This window comes from Nocardia paucivorans NBRC 100373 (assembly GCF_000308675.1).
Taxonomy (GTDB): Bacteria; Actinomycetota; Actinomycetes; order Mycobacteriales; family Mycobacteriaceae; genus Nocardia; species Nocardia paucivorans.
The window spans coordinates 1-26,470 of sequence record NZ_BAGE01000057.1 but is presented as its reverse complement, the minus strand read 5'-3'; the positions used below and the strand labels follow the sequence as shown (position 1 = coordinate 26,470).

Below are 26,470 nucleotides of genomic sequence, written 5' to 3'. Positions count from 1 at the left end.
CCGACCGGTCCGTAATCGGCCATCTCTCTCATACCCCACTTGTCCTGTGATAATGCTCAACCGCTATGGACGTTTGTTGGTGGCCTGCGGAGGCGACGGTAGATTGATCCGGTGGCCTGCAGCGAACTCCCCGGATGCGTCGGTACCTCGCGCGTCGGCGAGGCATGGGACGAGGCGGGACCACCGATGTAACGGGGTCGGGCAGGCAAATGGATATTGCCGATGAACAACACTTTGTCTGATTGATCGAGAACTGAACCCGGAGCGTAACGACGCCACGCCGATATGGGTGCGCGTCGTGTCCGGGTGTCGTCGGGGAAGTCGCCAAGGCTTTCCGGAAGCGAGGTAATGGTTGGACCGGCCGGCTAACGGTGGGAACGGTGCAGACGGTGGTGCGAAGGCCGTCGACACGGAATTGTTCCCCCTGTCTCCCGCGCAGCTCGGTATCTGGTACGCGCAGCATGTCGATCCGCAGGTTCCGATCAACATCGCCCAGTACGTCGACCTGCACGGTCACTTCGATCTGGAGATCCTGCGCGAGGCCAGTATCGCTGCCACCCGCGAGTTCGGTTCGGGGTTCGTCCGCATCGTCGAGCGCGATGGCGAGCCGATGCAGTACATCGACCACACCATCCCCGACAACGACCGGATCTACTACGTAGACCTGCGCGGCGAGGAGGACCCGGAGGCCGCCGCCCACGAGTGGATGCGGGCCGAGTACGGCCGGCCGCTCGATATGACCAAGGACCGGTTGTTCCGGTTGGCCGGTCTGCAGTTGGCCGACGACCACTGGTACTGGTACCTGCGGTCGCACCACATCGTGCTCGATGGCTTCGGCGCGATGACCTATATGTCCCGGCTCGCCGAGTGGTACACCGCGATCGCGCGGGGTGTCGAACCGCCCCCCGCCAAGGCGACCGACCTGCGCACGCTCTACGAGCAGGAAATCGCCTACCGCGAGAGCAAACGCTTCCAGACCGACCGGGAGTACTGGGCCGAGCGGGTCGTCGGCATGGAGGAAGGCACCAGCCTGACCGGCCGTTCGGCGCCGCCCGCCGCTCTCAACCGGGTGGCCAGCGCGGCCCTGTCGGACTCGCAGAGCCGGCTGGTGGACGAGGCCGCGGCCCGGCACGAGTCGACGCCGGCCGGACTGCTGCTCGCGGCCTTCGCCGGCTACCTGGCCCAGTGGAACGGCGCCGAAGACGTCATCCTGAGCCTGCCGGTGACCGCGCGCACCACGGCGGCCATGCGCCGCTCGGCCGGTGTGTCGTCGAACATCGTGCCGCTGCGCCTGCACGTCGGCACCGACACCACCACCGCCGACCTGCTGCGACAGGTGCAGGTCGAGGTCACGGGCGCGCTGCGCCATCAGCGCTACCGGCATGAGGACATCCGCCGCGACGCCGCGGGCGACGGCGTGGTCACCCGGCAGTTCTACGGTCCGTGGGTCAACATCATGTTGTTCCACGACACGGTGGCCCTCGACGACCTGGTCGGCACGATGCACGTGCTGAGCACCGGCAGCATCGAGGATCTGGGCGTCAACTTCTATCAGTCGATGGGTGGCACCCGGTCGCATATCGACTTCGAGACCAACCCCAACCTCTACACCGAGGCCGAGACCCAACGGCACCACACGCGGTTCCTGGAGTTCTTCGAGCGGTTCCTGACCGCCGCCCCCGAGGACCCGGTGTGGAACCTCGACATCACCACCGAGGCCGAGCGCACCGCGTCGCTGGTGGAGTGGAACGACGCGGCGCGGGACGTGCCGGTCACCCACCTGCCCGCCCTGCTGGACGCGCAGATCGCGCGCACCCCGGACCGGATCGCCGTCGAGTTCGAGGGCGAGGCACTCACCTATGCCGAGTTCGGCGCCCGGGTGAACCGACTGGCCCGCTATCTGATCGCCGACGGGGTGGGCCCGGAATCGCGAGTCGCGTTGGGTATGCGCCGCTCCCTGGACCTGGTCGTCGGTATGCACGCCGTGCTCCGGGCCGGCGGTGCCTATGTGCCGATCGACCCGGACCATCCCGCCGAGCGCACCGCCTACATCCTCGACAGCGCGGCGCCGGTCTGCGTGCTCACCACCTCGACCGATGATCTGGAGCTGCCGGAATCGGTGCGCCGGGTGCAGATCGACACCCTCGACACCACCGCCTACTCCGATGCGCCGGTCACCGATGCCGACCGGATCGCGCCGCTGCGGCCGGACAACACCGCCTACGTCATCTACACCTCGGGTTCCACCGGTCGCCCCAAGGGCGTCGCCGTCTCCGAGCACGCCATCGTCAACCAGCAGCTGTGGATGCTGGACCAGTATCGGTTCACCGCCGACGATGTATACCTGCAGAAGACGGCGACCACCTTCGACGTCTCGCTGTGGGGCTACTTCCTGCCGCTCCTGGTGGGCGCGAAACTCGTCGTCGCCACCCCGGACGGGCACCGTGACCCGATCTATGTCGCGGAGACCATCGCCCGCCATCGGGTGACCGTCACCGACTTCGTCCCGTCCATGCTGACGGTTTTCGTTTCGCAGGCCACCGCGCAGCAGTGCGAATCGCTGCGCGCGGTGTTCGTGATCGGTGAGGCACTGCCGCCGGAGACCGCCGCCGGTTTCCGCGCCCTCTCCGGCGCAGGCCTGCACAACCTCTACGGCCCCACCGAGGCGGCGGTCTCGGTGACCTCGTGGGAGGTCACCGCCGCCGACACCACCACGGTTCCGATCGGTGTTCCGGAATGGAATGTCGAGGTCTACGTGCTGGATTCGCGGCTGCGTCCGGCCGCGATCGGCGCGCCGGGTGAGCTGTACCTGGCAGGTCGGCAATTGGCGCGCGGCTATCACGGCCGCCCGGATCTGACCGCCGACCGGTTCGTGGCCAGTCCATTCGCCACCGGGCAGCGGATGTACCGCACCGGTGACCTGGTGCGTTGGACCCCCGAGGGGGTCCTGGAATACATCGGTCGCACCGACTTCCAGGTGAAGTTCCGTGGTCAGCGCATCGAGCTGGGCGAGATCGAAACCGATCTGCTGGCGCATCCCGCGGTGAGCCAGGCCGCGGTGCTGGTGGTCGACACCGCCACCGGTCAGCAGTTGGTGGCCTATGTGGTGCCGGGTCCCGGGCACAGCGTGGACCCCGCCGAACTGACCCGGTTCGTGGGCGAGAAACTACCGGCCTACATGGTGCCCGCGTCCATCATGGTGTTGGACGCCTTCCCCTTGAACACCAGCGGCAAACTGGACCGCAAGGCGCTGCCCGAACCGGTGTTCACCGCCGACGAGGCGTCCTTCCGGGCCCCGCAGACCCCGGCCGAGCAGATCGTGGCCGGTATCTTCGCCGACGTCCTGCACCGGGACCGGATCGGCGTCGACGACAACTTCTTCGAGCTGGGCGGTAACTCACTGGTCGCCACCCAGGTGGTGGCGCGGATCAGCGACGCCTTCGGTACCCGGCTCGGGGTGCGGACGCTGTTCGAAAGCCCCACCGTGGCCGGTATCGCCGCACGCGCCGAGAGCACCCCCGCCGACGAGTCGCGGCAGCCGCTGGTCGCGCAGCAGTTGCCCGATCGGGTTCCGTTGTCGCTGGCACAGCAGCGGATGTGGTTCATCAACCAGTTCGATCCGACGGCCCCCACCTACAACCTGCCGTTCGTGATCCGGATGCACGGCCAGGTGGATCTGGCCGCGCTGCACGCCGCCTTCCGCGATGTAGTTCAGCGGCAGCAGTCGTTGCGGACCATCTACCCCGAATCCGGTGACGGCGGCTACCAGCTGGTGCTGCCCATGGACCAGGTCGATATCGATATCCCGGTCGAGGCGATCGACGCGGCCGAACTACCCGCGGCCCTGGCCGAATTCGCCGCCACCGGTTTCGATGTCACCCGCGAACTGCCGTTCCGCGGCCGGATCTACGAGGTGACCGGCGGCCGGTCCAACGGCACCGCCGAATACGCGGTCGCCTTCGTGCTGCACCACATCGCCGCCGACGGTTTCTCCTTCGGACCGTTGTCGCGCGATGTCGCCGCCGCGTATCTGGCGCGGGCGGCCGGGTCCGAACCACAGCTGCCGCCGCTATCGGTGCAGTACCAGGACTTCAGCGTCTGGCAGCGCACCGTGCTCGGTGCGGAATCGGACCCCGATTCCATTGCCGCGCGCCAGATCGCCTACTGGCGACAGCAGTTGGCGGGACTGCCCGACCAGCTGGATCTGCCCACCGACCGGCCGCGTCCGCCGGTGCAGAGCTTCCACGGCAGCCGGGTCTCGTTCGAGATCGACGCCGATATGCACGCCCGGCTCGAGGCGTTGGCCCGACGTAATGGCGTCACTCTGTTCATGGTGTTGCACGCCTCGCTGTCGGTGCTGTTGGCCCGGCTGTCGGGCACCACCGATATCGCCATCGGCACCCCGGTGGCGGGTCGTGGTGAGGCCGCGCTCGACGACCTGATCGGTATGTTCGTCAACACCTTGGTGCTGCGCTCCGAGGTGGAGGGCGGTCGGTCGTTCACCGAGCTGCTGGCCGACACCCGGGAACGCGACCTGGCGGCGTTCGCACACGCGGATGTGCCGTTCGAGCGGCTGGTGGAGGTGCTGAACCCGGCGCGTTCGCAGGCGCGGCATCCGCTGTTCCAGGTGATGCTGTCGTTCCAGGAGATGGCGCACGCGACCCTGGAGATGCCCGGGCTGTCACTGCGGGTGGAAGAGCTCGAGGTCGATATCGCCAAGTTCGACCTCGGTTGGACGATCACCGAGAAACGCGGCGGCAAAGGCGAACCGGCCGGTATGGACGCCGCCGTCTCCTTCGCCACCGATCTGTTCGACCCCGCGACGATCGAGGGGTTCGTCGAGCGGTACCGCCGACTGCTCGACACCGTGGCGGCCGCCCCGGAGACCAAGGTCCGGGATATCGATCTCCTCGCCGCCGAGGAGCGCACCGCCGTCCTCGACCGCTGGAACCGCACCGAGCACGCGGTGCCCGCCGGTACCGTCCTGGATCTGTTCGAAGAGCAGGTGCGAGCGCGACCGGACGAGATCGCCGTGGTGTTCGACGGCGATACGCATCCGGGTGAGTTCGGTCCTACCGTCGAGTTGACCTATGCCGAGTTCGCCGCCCGCGTGCACCGCCTGGCCCGGGTCCTCATCGACCGTGGTATCGGGCCGGAAACCCTTGTCGCGGTGGGCATCCGCCGTTCGGTCGATATGGTGGTCGGCGTCTACGCGGCATTGGCCGCGGGCGCCGGTTATGTGCCGATCGACCCCGATCATCCGGCCGAACGCAGTGAATACGTGCTCGCCGGCTCCGGGGCCCGGGTGCTGTTGACCACCACCCACGACCAGCTCGAGACCGATACCTGCCCGGTCGTGCACATCGATACGCTCGACCTGGCCGAGGTGGACCCCGCGCCGATCGCCCCGAGCGAACGCACCACCCCGCTGCGTCCTGAGCACATCGCCTACGTGCTCTACACCTCCGGGTCGACGGGGCGGCCCAAGGGTGTCGCGGTGAGCCATGCCGCGCTGGCGAACCAGCTGCGCTGGCAGATCGAGACCATCGGTCTCACCGCCGACGACGTGGTCCTGCACAAGACGCCGTTCACCTTCGACGCCTCGCTGTGGGAGCTGTTCAGCACCCTGGCCGTGGGCGCGCGGATGATCATCGCGGTGCCCGACGGTCACCGCGACGCGATGTACCAGTCGGAGATCATCGGCAAGCGCCGGGTCACCGCGACCTCGTTCGTGCCGTCGCTGCTGTCGGTCTTCCTCACCGCCGCCTCCCCGGCCGAATGTTCTTCGCTGCGTTCGTTGTCCGTCGGTGGTGAGGCGCTGCCGGCGGCCACGGTCGCCGCGGTCCGCAAGTTCTCCACCGCGGCCGTGCACAACCTGTACGGCCCCACCGAGTTCACGGTCAACGCGACCTCCTGGTATGCCGACGAGGTTCCCGCCGCGACGGTGCCGATCGGTCGCCCGGTGTGGAATACCCGGGCATACGTCCTGGACAAGGATCTGCGGCCGGTCCCGGCCGGAGTTCCCGGCGAGCTCTACCTCGGTGGGGCGCAGCTCGCCCGCGGTTACCACGGTCGCCCCGACCTGACCGCGGAACGTTTCGTCGCCGACCCGTTCGGCGCGCCGGGCGAGCGGCTGTACCGCACCGGCGACCTGGTGCGCTGGACCCATGACGGGGAACTGGTGTACCTGGGCCGCACCGACTTCCAGGTCAAGGTGCGCGGCCAGCGGATCGAGCTGGGTGAGATCGAGGCCGCGCTGCTGGAGCACCCGCAGGTCGCCCAGGCGGCGGTGATCGTCGCCGACACCGTCGCGGGCGGTCGGCTCGTCGCCTATGTGGTCGGCGCCGACACAGAGGTCGATATCGACGATGTGCGGGACTCGCTGCAACAGTTGCTGCCGGCCTATATGGTGCCGTCGGCGATCATGGTGCTCGACGCGTTCCCGCTCAACCTCTCGGGCAAATTGGACCGCAAGGCCCTGCCCGCCCCGGTGTTCGAGGTGCGCGAATTCCGCGCCCCCTCCACCCCGATCGAGGAGATCGTGGCCGGGATCTTCGCCGAGGTGCTCGGCGTGGCCCGGGTGGGCGCGGACGACGACTTCTTCGAGCTCGGCGGTAACTCGCTGATCGCCACCCAGGTGGCGTCCCGGCTCGGTACCGCGCTCGACACCCGGGTGCCGGTGCGCATGCTGTTCGAGGCGTCCACGGTCGCGGCGCTGGCCGCGCGGGTGGAGTCGCATGCCGGTGACGGCGCGCGCCAGGCCTTGGTGGCGCGGACCCGGCCGGCGGAGATCCCGCTGTCGCTGGCGCAGCAGCGGATGTGGTTCCTCAACCGCTACGACACCGAATCGGCCGTCAACAACATCCCGGTCGCCATCCGGCTGTCCGGCGATCTCGATGTGGCGGCCCTGCAGGTCGCCGTCATCGACGTGATCGACCGGCACGAATCCCTGCGCACCGTCTTCCCGGAGACCGGTAGCGCACCGGTGCAGGTGATCCTGGACGCCGCCCAGATCGTGCCCGACCTGACCCCGTTCCGGGTCACCGAGGACACCCTCATCGATCATCTGATCGAGCTGGCGACCATGGCCTTCGACGTCACCACCGAGGTGCCGCTGCATGCCCGGCTCTTCGAGATCAGCGAAACCGAGTACGTGCTCGGCATGGTGGTGCACCACATCTCCGCCGACGGTTGGTCGATGGGCCCGTTGGCGCGCGATGTGATGGTCGCCTACGCGGCCCGCACCACCTGGGAGCCGCCCGCGTGGTCCGAGCTGCCGGTGCAGTACGCCGATTACGCGCTGTGGCAGCGCGAGGTGCTCGGTTCCGAGGACGACCCGAATTCGCTGATCTCCGGTCAGATCCGGTACTGGAAGCGGGAACTGGCCGATCTGCCCGACGAGATCACCCTGCCCTCGGACCGGCCGCGCCCGGCCGTGGCGTCCTACCGCGGTGGTGTGCACTCGTTCGTCATCGCCCCCGGGATCCAGCGTCGGCTGGCCGAACTGGGCCATCGCCACAACGCCTCGCCGTTCATGGTGCTGCACAGCGCGTTGGCCGTGCTTCTCGCCCGACTGACCGGTATGTCCGATATCGCCATCGGTACCCCGGTGGCGGGTCGCGGTGAGGCCGCGCTCGACGACCTGATCGGTATGTTCGTCAACACCCTGGTGTTGCGCACCCAGGTCGACGGTGCCATGACCTTCACCGAACTGCTGGCGCAGGCGCGCAATACCGACCTACAGGCGTTCGCGCACGCCGATGTGCCGTTCGAACGGCTCGTCGAGGTGCTCAACCCAGCGCGTTCCCAGGCGCGGCATCCGCTGTTCCAGGTGGCGCTGTCGTTCGAGAACCTGCCGGACAACACCTTCGAACTGCCCGGACTGCGGGTCGCCCCGGTCGATTTCGAGGTCGACCTGGCGAAATTCGACCTCTCGCTGACCCTGCGCGAGGCGGGCGGCGACAGCGACAACGGGATGCTCGGCGAATTCTCCTTCGCCCGAGACCTGTTCGACGACAGCACGGTCCAGGTATTCGCCGAACGGTTCATTCGGCTGCTCGAGGAGATCGTCGAGGGCCCGGATCGGCCGGTCGGGGAACTGGCCATCCTGTCCGAATCCGAGCGCGTCGATCTGCTCGGCCGCAGTGGCGGTCCGGCGGTGGAACCGCAGACCCTGACGGAATTGATGTCGGCCGCCGTGGCGGCCAACCCCGACGGGCAGGCGGTCGTCTTCCAGGGACGTGCGCTGACCTACGCCGAACTCGACGCCGCCGCCGCCCGCCTGGCGCGGGTATTGATCGACCGTGGCGCCGGACCGGAAACCATTGTGGCCGTAGCGGTACCACGGTCGATCGAATCGGTGCTGGCGGTCTGGGCGGTGGCCAAATCGGGTGCGGCGTTCCTGCCGGTCGACCCGGCCTACCCGGCCGACCGAATCGTGCACATGATCTCCGACTCGGGCGCCCGACTGGGTATCACCGTCGCCGCCGAGGCCGACACGTTGCCGCCGGTCGCCGCCGGCGACTGGTTGGTGCTCGACGATCCGGCGGTCGCCGCCGAGATCGAATCCCGCTCGTCGGAGCCGGTCACCGACGCCGAGCGACGGGCTCCGTTGCGTCCGTCGAACACCGCGTACGTGATCTACACCTCCGGTTCGACCGGTCTGCCCAAGGGCGTGGTGGTCACCCACCTGGGTCTGGCGAACTTCGCCGGCGTCCAGGTGGAACGCTACGACCTGGACGCCTCGGCTCGGGCATTGGCCTTCGCGTCCCCCTCCTTCGACGCCTCGATCCTGGAATTGCTGCTGGCCGTCGGGTCGGCCGGTGCCCTGGTGGTGGTCCCGCCCGGCACCTACGGCGGTGACGAGCTGAGCGAGCTGATCGAACGCGAGCGGGTGACGGTCGGCCTGATCACCCCATCGGTATTGGCGTCGCTGGAGCCGGCGTCGCTGGCCGGGATGCGGGTGATCATCGCCGGTGGTGAGGCCGTCTCGGCCGACCTGGTCGCCAAATGGTCGGTGGCGCCGGGTAATTCGGCGCGCCGCAGCTTCCACAATGCCTACGGTCCCACCGAGGCCACTGTCGCGACCAATATCAGCGCGCGGCTCGCGCCGGGCGATCCGGTCGTCATCGGCGGCCCGATTCGCGGTATGCGGACATTGGTCCTGGACAACCGGTTGCACCCGGTGCCCGAAGGCGTCGCCGGCGAACTGTATGTCGGCGGTATCCAGCTGGCCCGCGGCTATCACGCCCGGCCCGAGCTCACCGCCGCCCGATTCGTGGCCGACCCGTACGGCGGTCCGGGTGAGCGGCTGTACCGCACCGGTGACGTGGTGCGTTGGCGCCGCGACGGCTTCGGCGAGCCGGCCGTGGAATACGTGGGCCGCAACGACTTCCAGGTGAAGATCCGCGGTTTCCGCATCGAACTGGGCGAGATCGACGCCACCTTGACCTCGCATCCGGATGTCGACTTCGCGGTCACCCTCGGCCGCGAACTGCACACCGGCTCCACAATGCTGGTCGCGTACGTGCGACCGGTGCCGGGACATACCGTCGACACCACGGCCCTGTCCGGGTACGCCGCCGAACGGCTGCCCACGTACATGGTGCCGACATCGATCACGGTGTTGGACGAGATTCCGCTGACCCCCGCGGGCAAGCTGGATCGCAAGGCCCTGCCCGAACCCGAACTGACCACCCGCGAGTTCCGAGCTCCGGCCGGCCCGATCGAGGAGATGGTGGCCGGTATCTTCGCCGAACTGCTCGGGGTGGAGCGGGTCGGCGCGGACGACGACTTCTTCGCCCTGGGTGGTAACTCGCTGATCGCCACCCAGGTCACCGCGCGACTGAGCGCCGCGCTCGACACACAGATCGGTGTGCGAACGCTGTTCGAGGCGCCGACCGTCGCCGGGCTCGCCGCCCGGGTGGGTTCCCATGTGGGCACCGGGGGGCGTCCGGCGCTCACCGCGGCCCGCACCCGTCCCGAACGTCCGCCGCTGTCGTTGGCTCAGCAGCGGATGTGGTTCCTCAACCGGTTCGATCCCGAATCCGCGGCCAACAACATCCCCGTCGCCGTCCAGCTCACCGGTGCGCTCGACCTCACCGCGTTGCGCGGTGCGGTCGCCGATGTGGTCGCACGGCACGAATCGCTGCGCACCGTTTACCCGTCGCACGACGGTATCGGCTATCAGCGGGTGCTGCCGTCAACCCAGGCGGTCCCGACCATCGAGGTGGTCGACGAACCGGATCCGGACGAATTACTCGCGGCCGTGGTGGAATTCATCGATCGCGGTTTCGACGTCACCGTCGAACCTCCGGTGCGGATGCGGGTCTTCCGCCGCGAGATCGATGACCACGTGCTGGTGGTGGTGGCGCACCATATCGCCGCCGACGGTTTCTCGATGCGGCCGCTGGTCCGCGATCTGATGACCGCCTACCTCGCCCGCACCGCGGGTGAGCTGCCGGACTGGGCCCCGCCCGCCATCCAATACGTGGACTATGCGCTGTGGCAGCGCGAAACCCTCGGCTCCGAGGACGATCCGCGTTCGCTGATCTCCCGTGAGCTCGACTACTGGCGCACCACGCTGGCCGGTCTGCCGGAGGAGCTTCGGCTCTCGCCGCGACCGCGGCCCGCCGTGGCGTCGTACACGGCCGGAACCCACCGCTTCCCGGTGCCCGGCCATCTCGTCGACGCCCTGAACGAAGTGGCCCGCGCCCAGGGCTCCACCCTGTTCATGGTGGTGCACAGCGCTTTCGCGGCCCTGCTGGCCCGCTTGAGCGGTACCGACGATATCGCCATCGGCATCCCGGTGGCCGGACGCGGTGAGGCCGCCCTCGACGACCTGGTGGGTATGGTCGTCAACACCCTGGTGTTGCGTTCCCGGGTGGAACCCGGTGCCGAGTTCACGCAGCTGCTCGCCCAGGTGCGTGAACACGACCTGGCGGCCTTCGCGCACGCCGGGGTGCCGTTCGAACGGCTCGTGGAGGTGCTCAACCCGCCCCGTTCGCAGGGCCGGCATCCGCTGTTCCAGGTGATGCTGACCTTCCAGAACCTGGGCACGAGCATGCTCGAACTACCCGGGCTGACCGTGTCGGAACTGCGGGTCGACCCGCCGACGGCCAAGTTCGATCTCCAGCTCACCCTGAGCGAGAACTCCGACACCTCGGAGATGGATGCCGAACTGGTCTACGCCACCGACCTTTTCGACGCCGACTTCGCCCGCGGTTTCGCCAACCGGTTCCTGCGTGTGCTGCACACCGTCGCGGCGGCCCCGAATACCGCGGTGGGCGATATCGAACTGCTGGAGCAGACCGAGCGGCTGCGGATTCTGGACCGCTGGAACGCCACCGAGTTCCCGCTCGACGCCGCGCTGCCCTCCCCGGTCACCGACGCCGCCGCCACCCTGGTATCGCTGTTCGAGGCGCAGGTCGTGCGCACCCCGGACGCGACCGCGGTCACCTTCGAGGGGACAAGTCTGTCCTATGCCGAGTTCGCCGCCCGGGTACACCGACTGGCCCGCCGGCTGATCCGGGACGGGGTGGGCCCGGAATCGTATGTGGCGCTGGGTATGCGGCGCTCGATCGACCTCGTGGTCGGCATGTACGCGGTACACGCCGCCGGTGGTGCGTACGTGCCGCTGGATCCGGATCACCCGGCCGAGCGCATCGACTACATCCTGGAGACCGCCGACCCGGTCTGTGTGCTCACCTCCGGCGCCGACCTGGACACCACCCGCGCGCGGCAACTGCGTATCGATGAACTCGACCTGTCCGAGTTCTCCGACGCGCCGCTGACCGACGCCGATCGGATCCGACCGCTGCGTCCGGACAACACCGCATACGTGATCTTCACCTCCGGTTCCACCGGCCGCCCGAAGGGCGTGGCCATCTCGCACGCCGCGATCGTGAACCGCCTGGTGTGGATGCACGCCGAATACGGTCTCGCCGCCGACGATGTGGTGTTGCAGAAGACGCCCGCCACCTTCGACGTATCGGTGTGGGAGTTCTTCTGGCCGTTGCAGGTCGGTGCCCGACTGGTGGTCGCCAAACCGGATGGTCACCGCGACCCGGTGTACCTGGCCCGGTTGATCGCCGCCGAACAGGTCACCACGGTGCACTTCGTGCCGTCCATGCTGTCGGTGTTCGTGAGCGCGCTGACCGGGCTCGCCGACTCCGACGCCGGTATCGCCGGACCGCTGTGCTCGAGCCTGCGCAATGTCTTCGCCTCCGGTGAGGCGCTGCCCGCCGCGACCGCGCAGCGGATGCGGGAACTGACCGGGGCCCGGCTGCACAACCTGTACGGCCCCACCGAGGCAGCCGTCGACGTCACCTTCCACGAGGTGACCGACGCCGACACCGCGTCGGTGCCGATCGGCGCGCCCGTGTTCAACACCCGCGTCTACGTGCTCGACTCCCGGCTGCGGCCGGTGCCGGTGGGTGTGCCGGGTGAGCTGTATCTGGCGGGCGCTCAACTGGCCCACGGTTATGTGGGCCGCCCCGACCTCACCACCGAACGGTTCGTCGCCACGCCGTTCGGCAATGGCGAGCGGATGTACCGCACCGGTGACCTGGTGGTCTGGAACGCCGACGGGGAACTGGAATACCTGGGCCGCACCGACTTCCAGGTGAAGTTGCGCGGTCTGCGTATCGAGCTCGGCGAGATCGAGGCCGCCCTCACCACTCTCGACAGCGTCGCGCAGGCCGTGGTGCTGGTGCGCACCGACGAGCGCACCGGCGACCAGCTGGTGGCCTACCTGATCGCCGACCCCGACCGCGTGGTGGACGTGGAGACCGTTCAGCGGGAACTGGGTGAGCAGCTGCCCGCCTACATGGTTCCCACCGCCTATGTGGTGCTGGATGCCTTCCCGCTCAACGCCTCCGGCAAACTCGACCGCAAGGCGCTGCCCGACCCGGTGTTCACCGCCGCCGCCTTCCGTGCCCCGACCACCCCGGTCGAGGAGATCGTGGCCGGCGTCTACGCCGATGTGCTCGGGGTGGAGCGGGTCGGTTTGGACGACGACTTCTTCGCCCTCGGCGGTAACTCGCTGGTCGCCACCCAGGTGGCGGCCCGACTCGGCGTCGCCTTCGACACCGAGGTCCCGGTGCGGACCCTGTTCGAGGCGCCGACCGTCGCCGCGCTCGCGGTCCGCCTGGAAACCACCGCCGGACAAGGTGGTCGGCCCCGGTTGGCGCCGCGGGAACGCGGAGAACTGGTGCCGCTGTCGCTCGCCCAGCAGCGGATGTGGTTCCTCAACCGGTTCGACAACCGCACCGCGGTCAACAACATCCCGGTGGCCGTCCGGTTGACCGGCGAGTTGGATATCGCGGCCCTGAACGCCGCCCTCGACGATGTGCTCGCCCGCCACGAGGTGTTGCGCACCGTGTACCCCGAGGTGGACGGTGTCGGCTACCAGCGGGTGCTGCCCATCGGCCAGGTTCGCGCGGAACTGTCGCCCGAACCGGTGCGCGCCGACGAGGTGACCGCCCGCATCGTCGAACTGGCGAGCGCGCACTTCGACGTCACCGTCGCTCCGCCGCTGCGCGCGCATCTGCTGCGCGTCGACGAGCGCACCCATATCGCCCTGTTGGTCGTGCACCACATCAGCGGTGACGGTTTCTCGTTGCGTCCGTTGCTGCGCGATCTCGTCCTCGCCTACGCCGAGCGCAGCCGGGGCGAGGTGCCCGGTTGGGTTCCGCTGCCGGTGCAGTACGCCGACTACACGCTGTGGCAGCGGGAGGTGCTCGGTGACGAGTCCGACCCGGATTCGCTCGCGGCCCGTCAGGTGGCCTACTGGACCGAACGGTTGCGCGATCTGCCCGATCAGATCGAACTGCCCGCCGACCGTCCCCGCCCCGAGGTGGCCTCGAACGCCGGTGCCACCCATGTCTTCACGGTGGACGCGGGGCTGCGGGCCGGACTGGAGGACCTGGCTCGGACCCACGGCACCACCCTGTTCATGGTGGTGCACGCCGCCTTGGCGACCTGGGCGGCGCGGCTTTCCAACAGCACCGATATCGCCATCGGCACCCCGATCGCCGGTCGCGGTGACCAGGCCCTCGACGACCTGGTCGGTATGTTCGTCAACACCTTGGTGCTGCGCACCGAGGTCGAGCCGGGCATGTCGTTCACCGAGCTGCTGGAGCAGGCGCGGCGGACCGACCTGGCCGCCTTCGCGCACGCGGATGTGCCGTTCGAGCGGTTGGTCGACATCATCAGTCCGGTCCGTTCCCAGGCACACCATCCGCTGTTCCAGATAGCGCTGACCTTCGAGGCCGCCTCGGCCGCCGAGGCCGGTACGGTCGCCCTGCCCGGCCTCGAACTGGATGTGGTCGAATTCGACCCGGGCCTGGCGAAATTCGACATCCAACTCACCGTTGCCGAAACCGAGAGCGCCGGCAACGGTGGTGCGGCAGGCGAGTTGGCGCTGTCGTGGAGTTACGCCACCGATCTGTTCGATTCGGAGACGGTGGCCGCCTTCGCCGATCGACTGCTGCGCATTCTGCGCACGATCGTCGACGAGCCGGGAATCGCCGTCGGCGATATCGACCTGTTGGGCGAGGTGGAGCGACTGGACGTCGCGCAGCGGTGGACCGGTTCCGGCGCCGATGCGGGTGTGGGTGTTTTCACCGCCGATGGTGTGCCCGTCGACGACCCCGCCACCGTGACCCTGGCCGCCCTGTTCGACGCCGCCGTGGCCGAAAACGCGCACCGGCCGGCGGCCCGCTACGGCGGTGACGTCCTCACCTACGCCGAACTGGATCGGCGGGCCAATGTGCTGGCCCGCCGCCTGATCGATGTGGGCGCCGGGCCGGAAACCCTGGTCGCCGTGCTGCTGCCGCGGTCGCTGGACCTGGTGGTGGCGCTGCTCGCGGTGATCAAGTCCGGTGCCGGTTACGTCCCGGTGGACCCGACCTATCCGCCGGAACGTATCGCCTATGTGCTCGCCGACTCGCGTCCGGCGAGCGTGATCGTCGACTCCACGGTGCAGGTGGACCTGCCCACCGAACTGCCGCGCGTGGTGGTGGACGGATTCGCCGTGGAGGCGGGCGATGTGGAGGACGCCGACGACGCCCCGATCACCGACGCGGATCGGCGCGCGCCGCTGCGCCCGGACAATATCGCCTATGTCATCTACACCTCCGGCTCCACCGGCCGCCCCAAGGGTGTGGCGGTGGCGCACCGGAACGTGGTGCGCCTGTTCGCCAACACCGACCGCGAATACGGTTTCGGCCCCGACGATGTGTGGACGCTGTTCCACTCCTACGCCTTCGACTTCTCGGTCTGGGAGCTGTGGGGTCCGCTGCTCTACGGTGGCACCCTGGTGGTGGTCGACTACTACACCTCCCGCTCCCCGGAACAGTTCCTGGAACTGTTGCGCACCGAGCGGGTGACCGTGCTCAACCAGACGCCGTCGGCGTTCTACCAGCTGGCCGAGGCCGACCGCACCGCGACGGCGACCGCGCCGTTGGCGTTGCGCTATGTGATCTTCGGCGGTGAGGCGCTGGAACTGCGCCGACTGAGCGACTGGATCGCCCGACACGGTGACGGCACCGCCGGGCGGACCCTGGCCGCGGGCGACCGGGAGACCGCGTCACCGCTGCTGGTCAATATGTACGGCATCACCGAGACCACGGTGCACGTGTCCTATCGGGCGCTGGACGCCGCCACCATCGCGAGCGCGTCCGGCAGTGTGGTCGGCCGTGCCATCGCCGGCCTGCGGGTGTATGTGCTCGACAACCGGTTGCGTCCGGTGCCGGTGGGTGTCGCCGGTGAGCTCTACATCGCCGGTGGGCAGCTGTCCCGTGGCTACCTGGGCCGGCCGGACCTCACCGCGGCGCGGTTCGTCGCCAACCCGCTCGCCGACTCCGATGCCGCCGGTTCCCGGCTGTATCGCTCCGGCGACCTGGCGCGCTGGAACCGCTTCGGCGAACTGGAATACCTGGGCCGCGCCGACGACCAGGTGAAGGTGCGCGGTTTCCGTATCGAGCTCGGTGAGATCGAGGCCGCCGTCCTGGCGCAGCCGGGTATCGCGCAGGCCGCGGTGATCGTGCGCGAGGATCAGCCGGGCGACCAGCGCATCGTCGCCTACGTGGTGGCCGATGCCGACGCCACGCCCGATCTGGATGCGGTGCGCGACGGCGCCGCCGAGCAGCTGCCGTCGTACATGGTGCCCTCGGCGATCGTGCGGCTGGAATGGATTCCGTTGACCGTCAACGGGAAACTGGACCGTCGCGCCCTGCCCGCCCCCACCGCACGGTCCCGGGAGTTCCGGGCGCCGCAGACCCCGGTGCAGGAGACGGTGGCCTCCGTCTTCGCCGAGGTGCTCGGCGTGGAACAGGTCGGCCTGGACGACGATTTCTTCGATCTCGGCGGCAACTCGCTGATCGCCACCCGGGTGGTGTCCCGGATCGGCGCCGCTCTCGGCACCACCGTCGGGGTGCGGGCGCTGTTCGAGGCGACCACGGTGGAGACCCTGGCGGCCCGACTCGAATCGCACACCGAGGGCGCGGCCCGGCCCCGGTTGGCGCCGCACGACCGATCCGGTGACGCACTGGTGCCGCTGTCGTACGCGCAGCAGCGCATGTGGTTCCTGAACCAGTACGACACCTCTTCGGCGGCCTACAACCTGCCGTTGGGCATCCGGTTGTCCGGTGAACTCGACACCGCCGCACTGGAACTCGCGGTCCATGATGTGGTGCGCCGGCACGAACCGCTGCGCACCCGCTACCCTTCGCACGGCGGAACACCGCATCAGGTGGTCGTCGCGGTCGAGGAGATCGAGCTCGAACTGAGCCCCCGGTCGGTGACCGAGGACGAGCTCGTCACCGTCATCACCGAATTCGCCTCCACCGGATTCGACGTGGCCGAACGCGTTCCGTTGCGGGCGAGGCTGTTCCGGATTCGCCCCGACGAACATGTGCTGGTCGTGGTCGTGCACCACATCGCCTCCGATGGTTTCTCGATGGGTCCGTTGGCCCGCGATGTGATGACCGCCTATGTCGCTCGCACCCAGGGCAGCACCCCCGACTGGGCGCCGCTGCCGGTGCAGTACGCCGATTTCGCGATCTGGCAGCGCGAGGTGCTCGGCTCCGAGGACGACCCGGAGTCGCTGCTGGCGAGCCAGGTGGCGTACTGGAAGCGGGCGTTGGCCGGTATCCCGGACGAGTTGGCCCTGCCGACCGACCGGCCGCGGCCGGCGATCGCCTCGCATCGCGGCTCCACCCTGTACCGCGAGCTTTCCCCCGAACTCGTCGCGAGCCTGGACGAACTCGCCCGCCGGCACGGCGCGTCGCTGTTCATGGTGCTGCACGGCGCGCTGACGGTGCTGTTGGCGCGGTTGTCCGGCGGCGACGATATCGCCGTCGGTACCCCCATCGCCGGACGTGGTGAGGCCGAACTCGACGACCTCGTCGGCATGTTCGTCAACACCCTGGTGTTGCGCACCGAGATCGAACCGGGCGAATCGTTCACCGCTCTGCTGGAGCGGGTCCGCCACACCGATCTGGAGGCGTTCGGCCATGCCGATGTGCCGTTCGAGCGGTTGGTGGAGCTGTTGGCACCGGAACGGTCGCAGGCGCGTAACCCGCTGTTCCAGGTGGCGCTGTCGTTCCAGAACATCGAACGTACCGCGTTCGAACTGCCCGGTCTGAACGTGTCGGCGCTGGAACTGGACGAGAACATCTCCCGGTTCGACCTGCAGTTCACGCTGTCGGAGAACCGGACCGACGGCGACGGTCCCGCCGGTATGGCGTTGGCGCTGACCTACGCCACCGATCTGTTCGACGAATCCACCGCGGCGTCGTTCGTGACCCGCTGGCAGCGGATCCTGTCGGCCATCGCCACCGACCCACAGGTGTCGGTCGGCGCGATCGATATCCTCGACGCCGACGAGCGGGCCGAGTTGGTGCGTCGCGCCGGCGGCCCGGGACTGCCGGCCCGTACCCTGCCGGACCTGTTCGCCGCCGCGGTGTCGCGGGATCCATCCGCCCTGGCCGTGGTCTATCAGGACACCCGTCTCACCTACGGTGAGCTGGACGAACGCTCGAACCGGTTGGCGCGTTTGCTGATCGAGCGGGGGCTGGGCACCGAGGACCTGATCGCCGTCGCCATTCCGCGTTCGGCGGATTCGTATTTCGCCGAATGGGCGGTCAGCAAGTCGGGTGCGGCGTTCGTGCCGATCGACCCGGCCTATCCGGCCGACCGGATCGAGCACATGCTCACCGATTCGGGGGCCCCGATCGGTCTGACCGTCGCCGCCGTTCGCGACGATCTGCCGGATTCGGTGGAATGGTTGGTGCTCGAGGACCTCGACCTGGACGCCCACAGCGCTGCGGCGGTCACCGACACCGACCGAGTCCGTCCGCTGCGCCCGCACAACCTGGCCTACGTCATCTACACCTCCGGTTCCACCGGTGTGCCCAAGGGCGTCGTGGTTCCGCACGCGGGTCTGGTGAACCTCTGCGCCGACCAGGTCGCGCGATACGGCATGGACTCCGATTCCCGGACCCTGCACTTCTCCTCGCCGAGCTTCGACGCCTCGATCATGGAGATGCTGCTGGCGGTGGGGCCGGCCGGTGCGCTGGTCATCGTGCCCACCGGTGTCTTCGGCGGTGAAGAACTGTACGAGCTGCTCCGCCGGGAACAGATCACCTATCTGTTCATGACCCCGGCCGCATTGGCGACGTTGGATCCCACCGGGCTGGACAGTCTGCGAACCATCGCCGTCGGTGGTGAGGCCTACTCGGCGGAACTGCTCGCCAAATGGGCGGTGCCGATCGGTGACGAATCCCGGCCGGACCGTCCGCTGCGCGCCTTCCACAATGTCTACGGTCCGACCGAGGCCACCGTGGTGGTCGGTATCGGCGCCGGGCTGCGACCCGGGGACGCGCTCACCATAGGTGGTCCGATCCGCGGGACTCGCTTCCTGGTGCTGGACTCCCGGTTGCAGCCGGTACCGGAAGGTGTCGCGGGTGAGCTGTACATCTCCGGTTCCTCGGTGACCCGCGGCTACCTCGAGCGGCCCGCGCTCACCGCCGACCGGTTCGTCGCCGACCCCTACGCGCCGGGCGAGCGGATGTACCGCACCGGCGACGTGGTGCGCTGGGCCGCGCGCATCCTGCCCGACGGCGAGACCGAACACCGCCTGGAATACGTGGGTCGTTCCGACTTCCAGGTGAAGGTCCGCGGTTTCCGCATCGAGCTGGGTGAGATCGACGCCGCTTTGACCTCGCACGAGAACGTCGACTTCGCGGTCACCATCGGACACCGCAGCACCGTGGGCGCCGTCTCGTTGGTGTCGTATGTCGTCGCCGCACCGGGCCGTTCGATCGATATCCCGGCCCTGACCGCCCATATCGAACAGCGGCTACCCACCTACATGGTGCCGTCGTCGATCATGGTGCTCGACCACATTCCGCTCACTCCGGCCGGCAAACTGGACCGGAAGGCGTTGCCGGAGCCGGTATTCGCGGCCGATGTGGCGTTCCGGGCCCCGCGCACGCCGCTGGAGCAGACCATCGCCGAACTGTTCGCCGAGGTACTCGGGGTGGAACGGGTCGGTGTGGACGATTCGTTCTTCGCCCTCGGCGGTGACAGCATCGTCTCCATCCAGCTGGTGTCGCGCGCCAAGGCGCGCGGAGTGTTCTTCTCCCCGCGGCACGTCTTCGAGCAGCGCACCGTCGCCGGTCTGGCCGCGGTCGCCGAAACCGGTGCGGCCGGTGGTGGCGCCGTGCCCGCCTTGGCCGAACTCCCCGGTGGCGGGGTCGGTCGTATGCCGCTCACCCCGGTGGTGCGGTTCATGGCCGAGCGCAGTGGTTCGTTCGGCCGGTTCAACCAGTTGATGACGCTGGATCTGCCGGTGGGTATCGACCGCGCCGGTATCGCCGCCACGGTGGGCGCCGTTATCGACCGGCACGATATGTTGCGCGCCCGGCTGTACCGGGTCGATGGCGACTGGGTGGTGGAAACCTCCGCCCCCGGCAGCATCGACGTGGACGCGCTCATCGAGCATGTCGTGTTCGACGCGAACGCCGACGACGAGGAGCTGTTCGAAACCGCCACCAAGGCGGTGGATTCCGCCCTGGATCGGCTCGACCCGACCACGGGCGTGGTGATCCGCTTCGTCTGGCTGGAACCCGACCGGGGTGACCGGGCCGGTCGACTGGTGGTGCTGGCGCACCACCTGGTGGTCGACGGTGTGTCCTGGCGCATTCTGGTGCCCGATTTCGTCGCCGCCTGGGGGCAGATCACCGCCGGCCACCGGCCCGAACTCGCCGCCCCCGCCACCTCCATGCGGGCGTGGGCGCACGCGTTGGAACGGGAAGCGCACACCCCCGAGCGGGTAACCGAACTGAACTATTGGCGTTCGGTGGTCGACACCCCCGACCCGCTGCTCACCGAACGACCGATGGAACCGGCGCTCGACACCGTGGCCGTGATCGAGCTGATGCAGGTGGAACTCTCCCCGGAGGCCACCCGATCACTGCTCACCACGGTGCCGGCGATCTACCACGGCAGCGTCAACGACGGGCTGCTGACCGCGCTCGCGCTGGCGACCGCCACCTGGCGGGCCCGCCGCCGCCCCGAGGCCAGGGTCGACGATCCGCTGCTGCTCCGGTTGGAAGGCCACGGTCGCGAAGAGGACGTCGTCGCGGGTGCGGACCTGTCGCGGACGGTCGGATGGTTCACCGCGATCTTCCCGGTGCGCTTCGACCTGACCGGTCTCGATATCGATTCCGCTCTCGCCGGCGGCCCCGCACTCGACGCCGCGATCAAGGCGGTCAAGGAACAGCTGCTCGCCGTGCCCGACAAGGGCATCGGCTACGGTCTGCTGCGTTACCTGAACCGCGATGCCGCCGGTGAACTGCCGGAGGACCTGCCCGGACAGGTGAGCTTCAACTACCTGGGTCGGGTGACCACGGGCGAGATTCCGGAGGAACTGCACGGTTTCGGCTGGATGCCCGCGCCGGAACTGGGCGCGCTCGGTGGCGACTACGACGCGGACATGCCCGCCATGGCGCCGCTGGACCTGAACGCCATCGTGGTCGGCGAAACACTGACCACCACCATCCGCTACCCGTCCACACTGTTGTCGCCCGCCGAGGTCCGCGAATTCGCCGACCTGTGGGTCGCGGCGCTGGAAGCCGTTGCCCGCCACGCCGAATCCGGGTCCGCGGGTGGCCACACCCCGTCGGACTTCCCATTGGTGCGGGTCGCGCAAAGCGATATCGACACCTTCGAACGGCGGTTCCCGGCGCTGACGGATATGTGGCCGCTGTCGGCGCTGCAATCCGGTCTGCTCTTCCACGCGCAGTTGGCCGCCGCGTCGGTCGATGTGTACACCGCGCAGGCGGTGCTCACCCTCACCGGCCGGGTGGATGCCACCCGGTTGCGGGCCGCAGCGCAGGCCCTGGTGGACCGCTACGAGAACCTGCGCACCGCGTTCCTCACCGACAGCGCCGGCAACCCGGTGCAGGTGGTGCTCGATGGTGTCCGGGTGGATTGGACCGAACACGACCGCACCGCCACCGGTGACGCAGCGGACCTGATCACCGCCGACCGGCTGCGCCGCTTCGACCTCACCGAACCGCCGCTGATCCGGTTCACCCTGATCCAGGTGGCGGCCGACCGGTGGGAATTCGTGGTATCCAACCACCACATCCTGCTCGACGGTTGGTCCATGCCGCTGCTCATGCGGGACCTGCTGGTGCTGTACGCGGCGCACGCCGATACCGGCGCACTGCCCGCCGCCCGCTCCTACCGGTACTTCCTGGAATGGTTGGCCGAACAGGATCACGCCGCGTCGCTGGCCACATGGTCGGAGGCGTTGCGCGGGGTGACCGAACCGACGATGCTGTCGCGTCCGGACGGCGCGGGTTCGTCGCGGGAGATCACCAGCCTGTCCGGCGAATACCTGTTCGACCTGGACGAATCGGCCACCGCGCGGCTCACCGCGCTGGCCGCGGAGCTGGGCGTCACCCCGAATACGGTGCTGCAGGTCGCGTGGGCGATCCTGCTCGGCCGGATGACCGACCGCGACGATGTGGTGTTCGGCGCCACGGTGTCCGGGCGGCCACCGCAGCTGTCCGGGGTGGAATCCATGGTCGGCCTGTTCATCAACACCGTTCCGGTGCGGGTGCGGTTCGACCCGGCCGAATCGGCCCGGCAGTTGCTCACCCGCATCCAGGGCGAACAGGCCGATCTGCTCGACCACCACTATGTGGGTCTGGCCGATATCCAGTCCGCCACCGGCATCGGGAACCTGTTCGACACCCTGGTGGTCTTCGAGTCCTACCCGGTGGATTCGGCGGGCCTGCAGGCGCAGGCCGCCGATATCGACGGTATGAGCGTGACCGGCCTGGAGGCCGCCGACGCCACCCACTATCCGCTGACCCTCATCGCGCAGCTGGACAGCCGCCTGCGGATTCGCGCCGGCTATCTGCGTGACCTGTTCGACGAGCCGACCGTGCGGCGGATCGCCGACCGGTTGGTGCGGGTGCTCACCGCCATCACCGTCGAACCGCAGGCGTCGGTGGGCGATATCGATCTGTTGGAGGCCGCCGAACGGGAACTGGTGGTGTCGCGGTGGAACGACACCGTGCACCCGGTCGACCCCGACGCCACCCTGGTATCGCTGTTCTCCGCGCAGCTCGCGCGCACCCCGGACGCGGCCGCACTCACCTACGAGGGGACAACTCTGTCCTACGGCGAGTTCGCCCGCCGGGTGAACCGGTTGGCCCGCTGGCTGATCGAACGCGGGGTCGGACCCGAGTCGTATGTGGCGTTGGGGATGCGGCGTTCGCTCGACCTGGTGATCGGTATGTACGCGGTGAGCGTCGCCGGTGGTGCGTATGTGCCGCTGGATCCGGATCATCCGGCCGAACGCACCGAATACATCCTGGAAACCGCGGACCCGGTCTGTGTGCTCACCTCCGGTGACGATCTGAAGATCGACACCGCCCAGGTGCGCATCGACCTGCTCGACCTGTCCGGACTGACCGACGGCCCGGTCGCCGATACCGAGCGGCGGGCTCCACTACGTCCGTCGAATACCGCGTACGTGATCTTCACCTCCGGTTCCACCGGCCGCCCGAAGGGTGTGGCGGTCTCGCATGCCGCGATCGTGAACCGCCTGGTGTGGATGCAGTCGCAGTACGGGCTGACCGGCTCCGACGCGGTACTGCAGAAGACACCCGCCACCTTCGACGTGTCGGTGTGGGAGTTCTTCTGGCCATTGCAGGTCGGGGCGCGACTGGTGGTCGCCAAACCGGACGGTCACCGCGATCCGGCGTATCTGGCGTCGGTGATCGCCGAGGAGCGGATCACCGTCATCCACTTCGTGCCGTCCATGCTGGCCGTTTTCGTGGCGGATCCCGCCGCGCAGCGGTGCGCCTCTCTGCGTATGGTGTTCTCCTCCGGTGAGGCGCTGTCGCCGAAGCCCGCGCACCGGTTGCGTGAGCTCACCGGGGCGAGCCTGCACAACCTGTACGGTCCCACCGAGGCCGCTGTCGACGTCACCCATCACGAGGTGGTCGACGCCGACACCATCTCGGTGCCGATCGGCGCGCCCGTGTTCAACACCCGGGTGTATGTGCTCGACGCCCGGCTGCGTCCGACTCCGGTGGGTGTCGCGGGTGAGCTGTATCTGGCGGGCGCCCAATTGGCGCGCGGCTATGTGGCGCGTCCGGATCTGAGCGCGGACCGGTTCGTGGCGAACCCGTTCGGCACGGGTGAGCGCATGTACCGTACCGGTGACCTGGTGGTCTGGACTGCCGACGGGGAACTGGAATACCTGGGCCGCACCGACTTCCAGGTGAAGTTGCGCGGTCTGCGTATCGAACTCGGCGAGATCGAGGCCGCGCTCACCGGATTGGACGAAATCGCCCAATCGGTGGTGGTGGTGCGCAACGATCAGCACACCGGCGACCAGCTCGTCGCCTATGTGATCGCCGCGCCGGACGCGGTACTCGACACCGAGACCGTGCGCGAGGACCTGTCCCGGCAGTTGCCGAGCTATATGGTTCCCGCCGTCATCATCGAGTTGGACGAGTTCCCGCTCAATGCCTCCGGCAAGCTCGACCGCAAGGCGCTGCCCGCGCCGGTGTTCGAGGCGGCGGTGTTCCGTGCCCCGACCACCCCGGTCGAGGAGATCGTGGCACAGACCTTCGCCGAGGTGCTCGGTTTGCAGCGGGTCGGCCTGGACGACGACTTCTTCGCCCTGGGCGGTAACTCGCTCAGCGCCACCCAGGTCGCCGCCCGACTGTCCGTCGCCCTGGACACCGAGCTCTCGGTGCGGGAACTGTTCGAGGCGTCCACGGTGGCCGCGCTGGCCGCCCGCGCCGAAACCCGGGCCGGTGCCGGAACCCGGGCCGCCCTGGTCCCGCAGCAGCGTCCGACGCAGACGCTGCCGTCCGGGGAGGTCGTGCAGCGGGTGCCGCTGTCGCTGGCCCAGCAGCGGATGTGGTTCCTCAACCGGTTCGACCCGGCCTCCGCGGTGGACAATATTCCCGCCGCGGTGCGGCTGTCCGGTCTCCTGGACCGGCAGGCCCTGCAGGTCGCGGTCGCCGATGTGCTGGCCCGCCACGAATCGCTGCGCACCTACTACCCGGAGATCGACGGCACCCCCTACCAGCAGATCGTGCCGACCGCACGGGTCATTCCCGATCTGACCCCGGTGGAGGTCACCGAGGCCGAGCTGCCCGCCGAACTGTCCGAACTGGTGTTGACCGGGTTCGACGTGACCACTCAGGTGCCGTTCCGGGCGCGGCTGTTCGAACTCAGCCCCACCGAGCATGTGTTGGCGCTGGTGGTGCACCACATCTCGGCCGATGGTTTCTCCATGGGCCCGCTCACCCGGGATCTGATGACCGCCTACGCCGCCCGCGTCGACGGTGCCGAACCTGCGTGGCGACCGCTGGAGGTGCAGTACGCGGACTACGCGCTGTGGCAGCGTGAGGTACTCGGCTCCGAGGACGATCCGAATTCGGTGATCGCCGCGCAGATCGCCTACTGGACCGAGGCCCTGGCCGGGTTGCCGGACCAGCTGGACCTGCCGGCCGACCGGCCGCGGCCCGCGGTGGCCACCGGCCACGGCGCCACCCATCTCTTCGAGATCGACGCCGAAACCCACGCCCGGCTCGCCGATCTGGCCCGTGCTCGCGGCGCGACACTGTTCATGGTCACGCACGCCGCGCTCGCGGTGCTGTTGTCGCGGCTGTCCGGGGAAACCGATATCGCCATCGGCACCCCGGTCGCCGGTCGCGGTGAACGCGCGCTGGACGACCTCATCGGCATGTTCGTCAACACCCTGGTGCTGCGGACGCCGGTCGACGCGGGCACCGGTTTCGCCGAGCTGCTGCAGTCGGTGCGCGCCACCGATATCGCCGCTTTCGGTCATGCCGATCTGCCGTTCGAGCGATTGGTGGAAATCCTCAACCCGGCCCGCTCCACCGCGCGGCATCCGCTGTTCCAGGTGATGCTGGCCTTCCAGAACCAGGGCCAGAGCAGCCTCGAACTGTCCGGTCTCACGGCCGCCGGGGTGGAACTGCCCATCGAGACCGCCAAGTTCGATCTACAGCTGGTGCTGTCGGAGAACCCGGACAACTCCGGGATCGCGGCCGAGCTCGTCTACGCCACCGATCTGTTCGATCCGTCCACCATGGCGGAGTTCGCGCAGCGGTTCACCCGCCTGCTGCGTGCCATCGTCGACGAGCCGAACCGTCCGGTTGGTGATATCGACCTGCTGGACCCCGCCGAAACCGAGCTGGCGCTGCGGCGGTGGAACGAAACCGCCCACGCGGTGCCCGAGGTCAGGGCCCTGATCGAGCTGTTCGAAGCGCAGGTCGAGCGCACCCCGGACGCACCCGCGATCACGTTCGAGGGGACAGGTCTGTCCTACGTCGAGTTCGCGGCGCGGGTGCATCGACTGGCCCGTCACCTGATCACGGTGGGTGTGGGACCGGATTCGACCGTGGCCCTGGGTATGCGGCGGTCTCTCGACCTGGTGGTCGGCATGTACGCGGTGCTGGCCGCCGGTGGCGCCTATGTGCCGCTGGACCCGGATCACCCGGCCGAGCGCATCGACTACATCCTCGATACCGCCCGTCCGGTGTGTGTGTTGACCACGGCCGGTGACGATTTCGATACCCGTGGCCACGCCGTGGTCGAGATCGACACGGTGGATCTGTCCGGGTATTCGGATGCTCCGATCGTCGATGTGGAGCGGGTTGCTTCGTTGCGGCCGGAGAACACGGCGTATGTGATTTTCACGTCGGGTTCGACGGGTCGGCCGAAGGGTGTGGCGGTGTCGCAGGCGGCGGTGGTGAATCAGGTCGCTTGGGTTGTGGGTGAGTTCGGTGTCGGTGTCGATGATGTGGTGTTGTTCAAGACGCCGGCGACGTTCGATGTGTCGGTGTGGGAGTTGTTCGCGCCGTTGGCTGTTGGGGCGCGGATGGTGGTTGCGGAGGCCGATGGG

Annotated in this window: 1 protein-coding gene; it reads left to right on the top strand. The window is 68.6% G+C overall.

Annotated features, from left to right (window positions below):
- Nucleotides 1–352: 352 nt before the first annotated feature.
- Nucleotides 353–26,470 (top strand): non-ribosomal peptide synthetase (locus ON32_RS20675; RefSeq protein WP_040792652.1); only part of this gene is annotated, 26,118 nt, incomplete at its 3' end.